The organism is Comamonas sp. GB3 AK4-5, assembly GCF_041320665.1.
Classification (GTDB): domain Bacteria; phylum Pseudomonadota; class Gammaproteobacteria; order Burkholderiales; family Burkholderiaceae_C; genus Comamonas.
On the sequence record NZ_CP166730.1, the window covers coordinates 2,143,326 to 2,156,185 of the forward strand.

At 60.7% G+C, this 12,860-nt stretch carries 18 protein-coding genes; 15 read left to right on the forward strand and 3 right to left on the reverse strand.

Annotation, left to right across the window (positions count from 1 at the left end):
* The first annotated feature begins 66 nt into the window (after window positions 1-66).
* Both ACA027_RS09615 and ACA027_RS09620 read left to right on the forward strand, forming a co-directional pair.
* Window positions 67-1,383: a hypothetical protein gene (locus tag ACA027_RS09615; RefSeq protein WP_370682153.1), complete on the forward strand. Its 1,317-nt coding sequence runs from the start codon at window positions 67-69 to the stop codon at window positions 1,381-1,383.
* 185 nt (window positions 1,384-1,568) lie between these two features.
* The gene (locus ACA027_RS09620) at window positions 1,569-2,099 is read left to right on the forward strand and encodes a VapE domain-containing protein (protein WP_370682154.1); all 531 of its coding nucleotides are present in this window, start codon (window positions 1,569-1,571) and stop codon (window positions 2,097-2,099) included.
* On the opposite strand, the gene ACA027_RS09625 is transcribed toward ACA027_RS09620, so the two are convergent.
* A protein-coding gene (locus tag ACA027_RS09625) for an IS5 family transposase (protein ID WP_370678786.1) occupies window positions 2,086-2,878 on the reverse strand; the annotation gives its coding sequence in 2 pieces (ribosomal slippage) (window positions 2,086-2,620 and window positions 2,619-2,878; 795 coding nt in all). The two genes, ACA027_RS09620 and ACA027_RS09625, sit on opposite strands and share 14 nt — an antisense overlap.
* A 45-nt stretch (window positions 2,879-2,923) precedes the next feature.
* On the opposite strand from ACA027_RS09625, the gene ACA027_RS09630 reads away from it, so the two are divergent.
* The 7 genes from ACA027_RS09630 (at window position 2,924) to ACA027_RS09660 (ending at window position 8,926) form a co-directional block, all read left to right on the forward strand.
* Window positions 2,924-3,631 (forward strand): VapE domain-containing protein, encoded by a 708-nt coding sequence (locus ACA027_RS09630; RefSeq protein WP_370682155.1) that lies wholly within the window; start codon window positions 2,924-2,926, stop codon window positions 3,629-3,631.
* A 385-nt stretch (window positions 3,632-4,016) separates the two neighbouring features.
* Window positions 4,017-4,346: a hypothetical protein gene (locus ACA027_RS09635; RefSeq protein ID WP_370682156.1), complete on the forward strand. Its 330-nt coding sequence runs from the start codon at window positions 4,017-4,019 to the stop codon at window positions 4,344-4,346.
* 3 nt (window positions 4,347-4,349) lie between these two features.
* Window positions 4,350-4,778 carry a hypothetical protein gene (locus ACA027_RS09640; protein WP_370682157.1) on the forward strand — a complete coding sequence of 143 codons (429 nt, stop codon included), beginning with the start codon at window positions 4,350-4,352 and terminating at the stop codon, window positions 4,776-4,778.
* A gap of 148 nt (window positions 4,779-4,926) precedes the next feature.
* Window positions 4,927-5,301, forward strand: coding sequence for an HNH endonuclease (locus ACA027_RS09645; protein ID WP_370682158.1), 375 nt, complete (start codon window positions 4,927-4,929; stop codon window positions 5,299-5,301).
* A gap of 127 nt (window positions 5,302-5,428) precedes the next feature.
* The gene (locus tag ACA027_RS09650; protein ID WP_370682159.1) at window positions 5,429-5,917 is read left to right on the forward strand and encodes a hypothetical protein; all 489 of its coding nucleotides are present in this window, start codon (window positions 5,429-5,431) and stop codon (window positions 5,915-5,917) included.
* A 164-nt stretch (window positions 5,918-6,081) separates the two neighbouring features.
* Window positions 6,082-7,620, forward strand: coding sequence for a terminase large subunit (locus ACA027_RS09655; RefSeq protein WP_370682161.1), 1,539 nt, complete (start codon window positions 6,082-6,084; stop codon window positions 7,618-7,620).
* 7 nt (window positions 7,621-7,627) lie between these two features.
* Entirely contained in the window at window positions 7,628-8,926 is a 1,299-nt protein-coding gene (locus ACA027_RS09660; protein WP_370682162.1) for a phage portal protein, read from the forward strand.
* A gap of 6 nt (window positions 8,927-8,932) precedes the next feature.
* On the opposite strand, the gene ACA027_RS09665 is transcribed toward ACA027_RS09660, so the two are convergent.
* A protein-coding gene (locus ACA027_RS09665; protein ID WP_370682163.1) for an IS5 family transposase occupies window positions 8,933-9,741 on the reverse strand; the annotation gives its coding sequence in 2 pieces (ribosomal slippage) (window positions 8,933-9,411 and window positions 9,411-9,741; 810 coding nt in all).
* 96 nt (window positions 9,742-9,837) lie between these two features.
* On the opposite strand from ACA027_RS09665, the gene ACA027_RS09670 reads away from it, so the two are divergent.
* The 6 genes from ACA027_RS09670 (at window position 9,838) to ACA027_RS09695 (ending at window position 12,433) form a co-directional block, all read left to right on the forward strand.
* Window positions 9,838-10,356, forward strand: a complete 519-nt coding sequence (locus ACA027_RS09670) for a hypothetical protein (protein WP_370682164.1) — start codon at window positions 9,838-9,840, stop codon at window positions 10,354-10,356.
* Window positions 10,357-10,418: 62 nt separating this feature from the next.
* Window positions 10,419-10,832 carry a hypothetical protein gene (locus ACA027_RS09675; protein WP_370682165.1) on the forward strand — a complete coding sequence of 138 codons (414 nt, stop codon included), beginning with the start codon at window positions 10,419-10,421 and terminating at the stop codon, window positions 10,830-10,832.
* Window positions 10,829-11,290 carry a D-Ala-D-Ala carboxypeptidase family metallohydrolase gene (locus ACA027_RS09680; protein ID WP_370682166.1) on the forward strand — a complete coding sequence of 154 codons (462 nt, stop codon included), beginning with the start codon at window positions 10,829-10,831 and terminating at the stop codon, window positions 11,288-11,290. Before ACA027_RS09675 ends, ACA027_RS09680 begins: the two co-directional genes overlap by 4 nt.
* Window positions 11,287-11,688, forward strand: coding sequence for a hypothetical protein (locus ACA027_RS09685; RefSeq protein WP_370682167.1), 402 nt, complete (start codon window positions 11,287-11,289; stop codon window positions 11,686-11,688). The genes ACA027_RS09680 and ACA027_RS09685 overlap by 4 nt, the downstream gene beginning before the upstream one ends.
* A gap of 101 nt (window positions 11,689-11,789) precedes the next feature.
* Window positions 11,790-11,993 carry a hypothetical protein gene (locus ACA027_RS09690; protein WP_370682168.1) on the forward strand — a complete coding sequence of 68 codons (204 nt, stop codon included), beginning with the start codon at window positions 11,790-11,792 and terminating at the stop codon, window positions 11,991-11,993.
* A gap of 251 nt (window positions 11,994-12,244) precedes the next feature.
* On the forward strand, window positions 12,245-12,433 hold the full coding sequence (locus tag ACA027_RS09695) for a DUF3775 domain-containing protein (RefSeq protein ID WP_370682552.1): 189 nt from the start codon (window positions 12,245-12,247) through the stop codon (window positions 12,431-12,433).
* Between the two features lie 66 nt (window positions 12,434-12,499).
* Here ACA027_RS09695 and ACA027_RS09700 read toward each other — a convergent pair whose 3' ends face one another.
* Complete coding sequence (locus ACA027_RS09700; protein WP_370682169.1) at window positions 12,500-12,805, reverse strand: hypothetical protein; 306 nt, start codon at window positions 12,803-12,805, stop codon at window positions 12,500-12,502.
* Window positions 12,806-12,860 lie beyond the last annotated feature (55 nt).

Sequence of the window (12,860 nt, forward strand, 5' to 3'; positions counted from 1 at the left end):
CACGCTGCCGGTGTTGCGGACGCTGGCGTGGCAATGGTCTTTAACGTGCGCGCAGGGGGGGGCTGTATGACCCAGCACCGGGAAGAACTGCCGCCGATTCAATACAAAGCACTGGCCGATGCGTTGCTGCCCATGGCGGACAGGCTGGTGCCAGAGTGGCTGTCTGGCGGGCGGCGCGAGGGGCATGAGTGGAAGTGCGGCAGCCTGGCCGGGGAAGCTGGAAGTAGCTGCAGCGTGAATCTGACCACGGGTGCCTGGTCAGACTTTGCTGGTGATGCTGATGATTCGGGCCGGGACCTGTTGAGCCTTTACGCCAAGATCCATGACCTGCCCATGGCCAAGGCTGCGGTGCAGCTGGCGCGTGAGCATGGGCTTGAGGGTGTGGCTGGCTTGGTGAAGACGGCTGCCGGCAAGCCGGTGCAGCCGCTGGCAAACCCTCGGCAAGCACCTGCACCCAAGGCTCAGGTGAAAGAGGCGTGGTCTACCTTGCGACCAGTGCCCAGCTTTGCGCCACCGCCTACGTTCAGTCACTTTTCTCGTCTGCCTGTGGATTTGATGCACAGGGCTGAGTACCGCTTGGGTGCGGATCTGAGTGGGTACGTGGTGCGGTTCCGCTGCAGCGATGGCAGCAAAGACACGCTGCCCTATACGTTTTGCAAGAGCGACAGCGACGGTGCGGCCAAGTGGCATTGGAAGACGTGGGATGAGCCGCGCCCGCTTTTCTTGCCTGGGTTTGCCTTGCCCAATGGCCGCACCGTGGTGGTGGTGGAAGGTGAGGTCAAAGCCGAGGTGCTGCAGCAGCTGTTGGATGACTACGCCCCCGGTATCTACTGTGTAGTGAGCTGGCCGGGGGGCAGCCCGGCATGGAAGAAGGCGGATTGGGCCTGGCTGGCCGGTTGCACTGTGATCTTGTGGCCAGACTGTGATGCGCTACGGGAGCGGCTTACCAAGGCTGAGCGGGAGCAGGTGGCAGATGATGAAGCGGCCAAGGCTGCACTGCAACTGACCAAGCCGATATTGCCCGAGGAAAAGCAGCCCAGCATGAAGGCGATGCAAGGTGTTGGTGCCTTGCTGCGTGATACGCACGGCGCCACCGTAAGCCTGTTGCCTATTCCGAAGCCGGGCGAGAAGGAAAGCGGCTGGGACTGCAAGGACGCGATCCAGGTTGAAGGCTGGACAGGTGAACAGGTGCTTGCCTTCTTCGGCCAGGCGCAGCCGCTGCCTGCAGCCGGCGCAGCAGAGCCTGCGGCCGAAGCCGCTGCCCCTGAAAAAAATCGCGATCCCCCGTTGGCACGAAGGGGCAGGAACCTGGCGATGGCGACGCTGACGATGGCGCAGGCGACGACGACACGCCGGCGCCCAAGGGCACGCCCTGGTGGCTGAAGCCGTACTGGGACCGCCGAAAGGCGCGCTGGAATATTAGCCGCAAGACGGTGATTGCGGCCCTGGAGAACGACGACGATCTGCGCGGGGTGGTTGCCTTCAATGAGCTGACGAACAGCGTGCAGTGCCGTAAGGCATGGCCCTGGCCGCATGCGCGACCAGGCGAGATCAAAAATTCTGACGGTTTGCTGTTGGGGAAGTACCTGACCGACACCTACAGCCTGCCCAGCGTGAGCCGGGCATCGCTGGAGGAAGGGGTGTTGACGGTGGCGCATACAGAGCGCTTTCACCCAATCCGCGAGTGGCTGATTGATTTGAAGTGGGATGGTGAGAGCCGGATTGATAAGTGGCTGGTTCACGCCCTGGGTGAGTCGCCCAAGACCTTGAACCCGGCCCTGTTTGAGTACCTGCAGCTGGTGGGTCGGTATTGGCTGCTGGGCATGGTGCACCGTGTGATGGACCCGGGCTGCAAGTTTGACTATTGCCCGGTGCTGGAGGGCTTGGGCGGTTTGCGCAAGTCCACCTTGGTGGAGGTGCTGTGCGGCAAGGACTATTTCAGCGACACGCCTTTTGACATGAGCCGGGGTAAGGAAGCCCAGGAGCAGGTGCAGGGGATCTGGCTGTATGAGATTGCCGAGCTGAGCGCCATGAGCAAGGCTGACGTGAACGCGGTGAAGGCGTTTATCAGCTCTAAGAGCGTGTTCAAAGTCTCCTGAGCAAGAGCCCCAAGAACGCCAGATGGACGAACTGCAAGCTGGTGTTGAGCCAACGCTCGCAGTTTTTCCATAACCTTCTGTTCTTCTCCAGCCAGGCGAAGCTGCGCTCCACTACCCAGCGCTTGGGCATGACCTTAAAGCTGTGCATCTCGCTCCTCTTGGCGATTTGCACCGTCACGTGCTCGCCCAGAATCTCTTGTACGCCCTGCGCAAAGGGCTGGCCCACGTAGCCGCTGTCGCACAGCACGCCTTGCACTCGCCCCAACGTCCGCTTACAGCGCTGCAGGGCCTGCAGGGCACCTTTGCGGTCCGTTACCTCGGCCGTGGTCACCGCAATGGCATGTGGCAGCCCCTGCGTGTCCACCGCAATGTGGCGCTTGATCCCACAGACCTTCTTGCCCGCGTCATAGCCCTTCAGCCCCGCCGTGTCCGTGTTCTTCACGCTCTGCGCGTCCACAATCAAGAACGCGCTGCATGCGTTGCGCCCCAGTTTCTCGCGGGCCGCGCCAACCTGATTTTTTTAAAGCCTGCTCCAGCAGGCTGCCTTCCTCGCGGGGCTCGCTCCAGATCGCCCAGTACGAATGCACCGTGCGCCACTTGGGAAAGTCGCTGGGCAGCGCTCGCCACTGGCAGCCCGTGCGCAGCAGATACAGCACGGCGCAGAACACCTCGTAAAGCTCCACCTTGCGTGGGGCCGTCCTTTTGCGCGCACTCTCCAGCATTGGCCGGATCACTTCGAACTGCTCGCGCTTGATATCGCTGGGGTAGCCTTTTCTCATCCTGCGAGCTTCTCACATCTGGCGAGACTTTGAACACGTTCTAAGGTGGACAAGTACCGCCCGGCATATGGCACCACGGTGGAGAGCTACCCGCGCCAGTGCGTGCTGGTGGGGACTACCAATGATGACCAGTACCTGCGCGACCGCACGGGTAACCGCCGGTTTTGGCCTATTCATGTGCGCCACCAGATCAACACGGAGTGGGTGGCGAAGTACCGCGCCCAACTGCTGGCCGAGGCGTTTGCCCTGTACCAGCAGAGCGTGGCTTATACGCCCAGCCAGGACCAGGAAGCCCGGTTATTCAAACCCATGCAGGACAGCCGTTTGATTGAAACGGCGGTGGAGAGCAGCTTGATGGAGCTGTTGACCCGGGATGCGCATGGAGCGCAAGCGGTGTCTTCTGGCTTGCATGTGGACTCCGCTTTTGTGCGCCTGGACCAGGTGGTGCTGGCCCTGGGGTCGGACATCGCCAAGTCTTCGGCCGCGCTGGAAAACCAGATCCGGGGCTGGCTGAAGCAGCAGGGCTGGGAGCACGGGAAAAAGCAGGTGAACGGCAAACGGTCCAGCGGGTATTTCCGCCCGGCTGTATGGCCGCCTGTAGGTGTTGTGGTGGGCCTGGACCAGATCGAGCGGGATGGTGGCGCGGAAGCGCCCCCATCCCCTGCCGAGCCGGCGCAAGCCGAGCCATCGGTGCCGCTGACTGCTGCAGAGCAGTTCATTCAAGACCGCGATGCGGATACCGCGCCTTTTTGACGCATGAAGCACGCCTGTCTTTTTCTTCAACCTTTGGCGGCGCCTGAAACGCGCTGCACTGCCCACACAGGGGGAGGCGTGATTCGCGCCTGTGTGGTGGCCAGGGCGATGGTGCGCCCGGTCTGCGGTGCAGTGGCGGGGATGGGGTTGTCTGCGCCTATGACGTGAAAGTGTCCAAGTGTCCGCGGTGTCCTGTGTTTTGCAGGGACTGTGTGGGTAATGCCAACCACTGGTTTTCAGTGGTTGAGGCCGCTGCATTGCCCAAGCGACACGTGAACCTGTCCACATGGGGGCGGTGCGGGTGTGGGCAGGCGGGTGCAGGCGGCGGGCACAGATGCGCGTGCGCGGACCCACGGGCGGCTTCCCGCAATCTCTATAGAAAAGGGTGGACAGTATGGACAGTAGGACAGTTCAAAAGCAGCAAGGGGCGGCAGTGAATGAGGGCGAGGTGCTGCAGATGATTAAAACGGCTATGCCCCAGACATACCAAAGCATCCAGAACAAGGCGGCGCAGTTTGGCAATGATGTGTACCGGCTGGTGAGGCAGGGGATTCGCGGGCAGGCCAACTGCTTTTGGGCGGTGGAAGGGGGCCGCGTGGTGGGAACGCCGTTTGCATCGACCCACCCGGTGGCTGCGGTGGTGGCGCAAGGGCTGGTGCAGTTCGGCTGTGCACACGTGTGCATTGTTGCCGAGCCTGCCAAGGCGGAGGGCTGACGCATGGCGCGACTGCCACACATCAAGCAGCGGCTGGAGAACTGGGCCATGTGGCGTGCCCGCCGGGAGAGCCACGGGCTGGGCTTTGCCTCCCGGAACATGCTGGCGAACTGGATGGCAAGCGCCGGAGAGGTGAGCCGATACAGCAGGGATGTGACCATCCCGGTGCTGCACCTGGAGGCGGAAGAAACGGATGAGGCGGTGGAGGCGATGCGGCTGGGCTACGGACATTTGCACGTGACCCTGATGTGCGTTTACGTCAAGGACCTGGGGGCGGCGGGCACAGCACGGCACATGCGCCGGCAGCCCAGTACTGTGTATGGTCAGCTTGACCAGGCAGACCGCTGGATTGATGCCTACCTGCAGGCGAAGCGGGACGCCAAGGATGCGCTGCTGCAGCGCGCATCGGCCCGTCTAGGGGGCGCGCCATAGCTGCCGGGGAGTTTTACACCTTGGAGACTTCCGCTACATTTCAGGCAACTTGCTGTTGGTGTCCGCAACCACCGCAGCAGGCCAGAAATCCCGCACGGTGTCACCAGCTGTGCGGGGTTTTGTTTTTGAATTCTTGAAAGGACACGCTGTGCCATCTGCTGCCCCGCGCCCATGTTCGCATCCCGGCTGCGGCGTGCTGGTTAGAGACGGCACGGGCCGGTGTCCAAAGCATCCGAAGCAGTCCTGGGTCAAGAAGCCCACGGCGGCGAAGCGCATCACAGGCCGCAAGCTGCAGCAGTTGCGCAAGGAATTGTTTGATCGTGAGCCGCTGTGCAGGCCTTGCTGCATGGCTGGCTTGGTGGTGCTGGCGACTATGCGCGACCACATCGTGCCGCTGGAAGAGGACGGCCAGGATGTGGAGTCGAACGTGCAGCCCATCTGCGAGCCATGCCACGACGTGAAGTCGAAGGCCGAGCGTGCACGCGGGGTGCAGCGGGCCTGGGGCGCCTACCGGGATAGATGAGATTTATTCTCATCAAAAGGGGAGGGGGGTGTCAAAAGTTTTGACCGAGCCCTTCGGAAACCGAGCGCCCAGACGAACTTTTATGGAAAACAAAAACTACCCCCTGGGGGTTTAACCAAGGATGACCATGACTAGCAAGACCACGGCGTTTGCGGTCCTGCCGCCAGCCGTGGGTGCTGGCCAGGTAACGGGCTTCAAAACAGAAATCGATTCTCCGGCTGCGCCCCAGCAGCTGCAGTTCACGGTGGATGAGCAGGAACTGTACGACTACATCTGCGACTCGCTGCGCAAAGCTGGCATTGAGCACATGACTGCCGGAATCCCCATCGCCGTGATCGTGCGCACTTTCGCAGACTGGCTTAAGGCGGTGGCGAAGTGCGAGAAGGAAGGCCGCACCCAAACGTCAAAGACGGGGTGGGTCACGGAAATGCCCTGGGCCAAGGATGAGGTCCGCCTCAAGATGGAGCTTGGCCAATGGCTACCCAAAGCATGTTTGACCATTCCGTCCCTGGCGCGAGTGCGCAAGGACACGGGGGCGCAGGGCGGACAGGACGACCTGTTCGGCGCACTCGTCGCGCACGGTACCGCCTCACCCGGAAACAGACCGACGCACTGATCCCGGCCGAGCTGCAGCAGTGGGATGTGGAGTACGGGCTCCCTGTACTGCGTAACGAAATCTGCACTGGCCGCTACACCTACCTGGCAGTGGTGCGCCATTACCGTGATCTGCAAGAGGCAGGCGCCCGTGGGCTGGTGTTCGCACCCAGCTATGCATGGCACATGATCCAGTTTATTGAACGGTTCTTTGTGCACATCAAAGGCCCGCTGGCTGGGAAGCCGATCCTGCTGGACCCGTGGCAAAAGTTTTGGACAGCCGTGAAGTACGGCTGGCGGCATGCAGACGATATGCGCCGCCGCTTCACGCGGGCCTATGAAGAGGTGGCCCGCAAGAACGGCAAGAGCACATGGACGGGGCCACAAGGCGCCTACCTGTTCTCCATGGATGGCGAAGCCGGTGCCGAGGTGTATGCGGTGGCTACCACCCGGGCGCAGGCCATGTCGGTGTTCAAGCCCGCATTCGACAACATCAAGCGCTGGGCTCGGCGCTCCGCAGGGGTCAAACGTAGTTTCAAGATCCATGAGGGCTTGAACCAAGAGCGCGTGCAGATGGACGCCAGCGTGTTTGCTCCGCTGCCTGCTAATGCAGAAAGCCTGGACGGTCTAAACCCTTCCGCAGTGTTGTTCGATGAGCTGCACGCTCAGGCCGACCGCGATGTATGGGATGTGATGGAGTCAGCGCTGGGTGCCCGGTTGCAGCCGCTGTTGTCTGCCATCACCACTGCTGGTTTCATTCTGAACGGCATCTGCGTAGAGATTCGCAGCTACTTGGTCAGTGTGCTGGATGGAAAGCGCCAGGACGATGATTTGTTCGGCTGCATCTACACGCCGGATGTGGGGGACGATCCCTACGATGAGCGCAACTGGATCAAGGCCAACCCCGGGCTGGGTCGCAGCAAGACCTGGGACTACATGCGCGCCCAGGCGCGCAAGGCCAAGGCGCTGCCTGGTGCACGTGCCAACTTCCTGACCAAGGACTTGAATATCTGGTGCAACTCAGCCGAAGGCTGGTTTGACATCCAAGTGTGGGATGCCTGCGGCAAGGGGTTTAACCCGGCCATGCTCAAAGGCAGACGGTGCTTCGGCGGTCTTGACCTGGCGAGTGTGCGAGACCTGACGGCGTTTGCATTGGTGTTCCCACCGCTGGAGGGGGAAACCACGGTGCACGTGCTGGTATGGCACTGGTGCCCCGAGGCAAAGCTGGCGACCGAAGCAGAGGATGAGGCCTCTTACAAGCAGTGGGCAGAAGAGGGGTGGCTGACAGTCACGCCCGGCAACGTCACTGACTATGCCGCTGTGGAGCGGGACATTCTGGCTGCCAGCCAGATATACGACATCGTCGAGCTTGGCTTTGACGATTGGAATGCCACGCAACTGGTCAACAACTTGATGGAGGCCGGTTTGCCCATGGTCAACGTTCCGCAAAACACGCATGGGATGGGGCCAGGTAGCAAGGCCTTGGAGTCCCTGATCTACAGCGGCAAGCTCGCGCATGGTGGAAATCCAGTGCTGCGCTACTGCGCCGGGAATGTGTCGCTGCTGTTCGACAGTAATGGCAACTACAGGCCAGATAAGAAGAAGAGCAAGCAAAACGGGCGCATCGACGGCATCGTGGCCGTGGTGATCGCACTTGGTCGTTACCAGCAGCCAGACGATTCTGGCGATGTGGATGGTTTCTTTGCCGCCCCTGCAACGAAGTGAGATATCTATGAATGCAACGCTTCATCAGCGCCGGCCTGGTCGCATCCGTGCGGCCATAGGTGCATTGCTGGGAAAGACCACCAGCATCAGCGATGCTGCGGGCACATCTGCGCTCTTCGGAGTAGATGCTGACAGTGGACAGACAGTTGATGCATCGGGTGTCATGCGCCTGTCCACTGCTTGGGCTTGTGTCCGCATCATTTCGCAGACGATTGCCACACTACCTCTCAACCTGTATGAGCGTAAAGGTAAAAGCAAAAACCTTGCTGAAAGCCATGCGCTCTACAGCGTGCTGCACTCCATTCCAAACCCAGGCTCTACAGCGGCGGTGTTTTGGGAAAGCATGGTCGCAGCCATGCTGCTGCGCGGTGCCGGCCGGGGTGAGCGGCTTATGTTCGATGGCCGCTTGGTGGGCTTGGTCTTTCTGAACCCAGACAGGCTGACGCCCCGCAGCCAGCAGGGTAGTGTCGTCAAGGAGTGGAGCTACGTTGAGCCCACCGGAGTGCGGCGCATCGTCCCTGCAGATCGCGTGTGGACGGTTCCAGGCTTTTCTCTTGACGGTGTCAATGGTGTCAGCGCTGTGCAATACGGTGCAGCAGTTTTTGGGCAAGCCAAAGCTGCTGAAAGAGCGGCTGGCAGGGCTTTCCGAAACGGTGCTCTGCAAAGCATTTACTACACAGTCAAAGATTGGCTCAAGAAAGAACAACGCTCCGACTTCCGCGAAAACGTCATGGGCCTTATCGAGAAGGGGGAGACGCCTCTTCTGGAAGGTGGTACTGACGTTAAATCACTGGGGATAAGCCCCAAAGATGTACAGCTTCTGGAGTCCCGCGGATGGAGTGTGCAAGAAATCTGCCGCTGGTTCCTGATGCCGCCCTGGATGGTGGGGCACACCGAAAAGTCCACCAGTTGGGGCAGTGGAATTGAGCAGCAGCTCATCGCCTTTCTGACCTTCTGCATTGGCCCGCTGCTGCGCCGTATTGAACAGGCCATCATCAAAGACCTACTCACGCCTGCAGAGCGTTTGCGCTTGTACCCCAAGTTTGCGATTGAAGGCCTGCTGCGCACGGATAGCGCGGCCCGTGCTGCCTTTTACGGCGTCATGGTTGACAAGGGCATCCTCACCCGCGACGAAGTGCGCGAATTGGAAGACCGCGAGCCCATGGGCGGCAATGCCGCTGTGCTGACCGTGCAGTCCGCCATGACAACGCTCGACGCTATCGGGCAAACCGATCCATCCACTGAGGCCCGCGCTGCTTTGCGCCACCTGCTGGGCTTTTCATCTGAAGAGCCCGAGAAAGGCTAAGAGTGGCTAACACCACCGATCCACGAAGCGCGCGCAGATGATCGCTGCCGCCAATTTCAGCAGCGCTTCGTGGATATCCAGCCGTCGTTCAAAGCGGATTCGCAGCTTGCCAAAGCCTGCAAACCAGCTGTGCGTCCTCTCCACCACCCACCGGTGTTTGCCCAGCCGCTCGCTGCTCTCAATGCCTCGTCTGGCAATTCGGCCCATGATGCCCCGCTGCCTCAGATGGGCTCGGCATCGCTTGAAGTCGTAGCCTTTGTCGGCGTGCAGCTTGGCTGGCCTTTTACGGGGACGTCCTGGCAGGCCAGCAATCGCAGGAATCGCGTCCACACACTTCTCGAACATCTTGGAGTCGTGCCGGTTCGCGCCGCTGACCAAGATCACCAGCGGGATGCCTCTGGCATCTACGACGATGTGCCGCTTGGAGCCGAGCTTGCCTCTGTCCGTGGGGTTTGGGCCCGTTTCCTGGCCCCCCGGGGGCTTGGTACCGAGGAGCCATCAATGCTGGCCCGGCTCCAATCGATTTGGTCATGTTCACACAAGCGAGTCAGCATGGCTTGGTGCAGCTGCTCCCAGACACCAGCGGCGTTCCAGTCGCGCAGGCGCCGCCAGCAAGTCATGCCGCTGCCGTAGCCCAGGGATTGGGGAAGGTCTTCCCATGGAATGCCTGTTTGCAGCACGAGCAAGATGCCGTTGAGGGCAGCTTCATCGCTGATTGCGAGTTTGCGCGCACCGCCTTTGGCAGAAGGCACGAAGGCTGGGATCAGGGGTTGTAGCTGTCGCCACAGTTCTTTGCTTACGGGTCGTCGTGCCATGAGGGCAGCGAGCATAACCGCTCTGCGAGGCCCTCTGGAGAAGTGGTGTTAGCCACTCTAAGTCACTTACTGCAACCCTCTATATATCGCGCTGATATGCATGAATTGATTCATACATTTGGAGACGACGGCTATTACCTGGGCTCGTCTGAGTTGCCACCGTTTGCGGTTGGCCCAAATCCAGAAATCGCAACACTTGATCCACTACCTGATTTCGACAAAGAATCGCAGCGCTGCAGGCGATTGAATGGTGTGTGGACTGTCGAGCAGATTCCGAAGCCAGAGCCAGAGCCAGAGCCAGAGCCAGAGCCAGAGCCAGAGCCAGAGCCAGAGCCAGAGCCAGAGCCAGAACCGGAGCCATTGCCACCGCAGTGGCCGCGCTATTACGGCAACGACAAGCTGGATAAGCCATTTACGCAAGCGGAGCAGATCGCCGTGGTCACCGCCGCGATGACTGACCCCGTGGTAAAGCTGCTCTATGACCGCTTACTTAACGCGGCGTACCTGAGCTACGAAGACCCGGAAACCGAGCAGGGCCTGGCTGTGCTGCTGGACAAGGGGCTGCTGACGCCGGAGCGCAAAGAGGAGATCGTGGCGCAGATGCAGCCGCATTGATTACTGCAAAACAACAACCAACCCGCCCTCGGCGGGTTTTTTTACGCCCATAGGGAGGGCACATGGAACCAACAAGCAGCGCGGCCGCAGGGGTGGGCGCTTGGAAAGCGGCCGTCTGGCTGATGGGGCTGGGCGCATTCGGCTTTGGCCTGGCCGCCATTGTCGTGATGTGCATGACGCCACCGCGCACGCCCAAAGAGCAGGCGGTGGCGTTGATCAGCACCCTGGTGTGCAGCCTGTCGCTGGGCAGCGGGGTGGTGATTTATTTTGAGCTGCATGGGCTGCTGACAGCGCCGGATCTGGGCCAGCAGGTGGCTGGGATGTTTGCCTTGGGCGGCATTTTGTTTGCCTGCGGCCTGCCTGGCTGGGCTGTGGTGCGGTGGATCTTCAATGCCCTGGCCAAGCGCGAGGGGCAGGACATCGTGCAAGTGCTGCAGGAAATGCGCGACATCAAAAACGGAGGGACGAAAGCATGAAACTCACACCCCATTTCACCCTGGCAGAAATGACGGCCAGCAACACCGCTCGCCGCCTGGGCTTGGACAACACGCCCACGGCCGAGGCCTTGGCCAACTTGCAGCGCACGGCCGAGATGTTGGAGCGCATCCGCGCCCACCTGGGTGGCAAGGCCATCATCGTCACCAGTGGCTACCGTGGCCGTCAGGTCAACCAGGCTGTGGGCGGCGCTACATCCAGCGACCACATGAGCGGCCAGGCCGCAGACATTCAGGTGCCCAGCTACGGTACGCCCTATGACGTGGCCAAGGCCCTGGCCCCGTACATCGATGCGCTGGGGATCGGCCAGGTCATCTATGAAGTCCACGGCAACAGTCACTGGGTGCATGTGTCCACACGTGTGCCGGCCAAGCAATTGAACCGCGTCATCACCATTGCCGTTGGCAAAGGCTCCTTCCTGGGAGTGCAGCACGTATGAGCTGGGCCGCTGAAATCAAACTGCTCGGCCTGGCCGCCGGCGCCCTGGCGGTATCCCTGCTCGGCAATGCACTGCAGGGTTACATGTATCTGCAGCAGCGTGATGCGCTCACAATGGGGCGCACCAAGCTGGAGCAAGCCACTGGCGACACTGCCACGGCACGCGCTGCGGCCGAGGCCTGCAGCAGCAGCGTGGAGGGCTTGGCCAACAGTGCTGCGGTGCTGGCCAGCCAACTGACCACGGAGCGCGATGCGGCCGCTGGCCGTGCTGGCCGGCTGTACGCTGCTGCGGACAAAATCCTACGCACGCCGCCCGCTGTGCCTGGCGATGCGTGCGCAAGCGCCAAGGCCCTTGTGGCTGACGTGCTGCAGTCCCGTGACCGCAAGGGGGGCAAGTAATGCATACGTGTGCACGCATACCCCTTGCCTCCGCTGCGCTTGCGGCTGTGTTGCTCTCCGGCTGCGGAGCCACGCCGGCACCGCGCACTGAGATCCAGCGCGTGAGCGTGGCCATCCCCGTGGCCTGCCAAGAGCCGGAGCCGGCGCGGCCGCAGATGCCCACCGAAGCATTGCCGGACGACGCCGACGTGGACACGTATGTGCAAGCCGCTGCGGCCGAGATCGAGCGCCGCGAGGGCTATGAGATTCAGTTGCGCCAGGCCTTGGCCAACTGCAAGCGGCCGCTGCCTGGCGACAAAGAATAATGAAAGCTGCTCTTGAAATTCTGTGATGTCGCGCAATCTGGACATTTCATATCAAGGGGAGGCCTATGAGACTACAATATTTAACAGCCCATCATGTCCGCAGCGTGGTGGCAGCTTGCCAGGCGCTGGAGGCGGAGTACCAAACGTCTCCGCAAGGATCCGTTCAGATAGATCCGCTCTCAACTCCGCGAAGCCTTGCAATTGCTCGCGAAGCTCTATCTACGGCCTTAAATGTGATTCCTAATGATGCAATGGTTGAGTTGCAGGCTCTGGCCTGGTTTGGGCGCGGCGACTCAGGATCGGACTTCAGGTTGATTCTTGAATATTCGCGTACTAGATTTGATACAAGCTCTCGGGAGTACTTGGCTTCAAAGTCGCCGCTTCGGAGATACATAGAAGATGGTTTGAAAAACTCTGGTGTGCAGCTCGCCCTAGGGTAGAGCCGAAAAGCCTCTCTAGTACTCCTAGAAAGGCTTTCGTTCGTGAGCGTTCCAGGCGCGGAGACGTCAGTACCTGCTGTCTGCTAGGTCGGCGGCAACTGCCTTGATCTGTGCTTGTTGTTTTTGTGTGGGATCGGGGGTTGGGATCGGCGTATGTTCCACTGTCCCGATGATATTTCCACCTGCATCAGTAATCAGATGCTCGGGTCTAGATTCTGCGATCGCATTGTGTTCGGCGGTTGCTGCTGAGATGGCCTCCTTGCGAGGCGTTCCATTGAGAACAATTAGTGCAGCAGCTCGGCTATCAATAGCCTGTTCGTGTTCTTCACGAACACGCTCTTCCTGTTCTTCCAAGTGGTAGTCCGCGGCCATAAATACCTCCAGTTGTTACTTGGTAAGGGGGTCGGGATTGTAGCTGATTTTTATT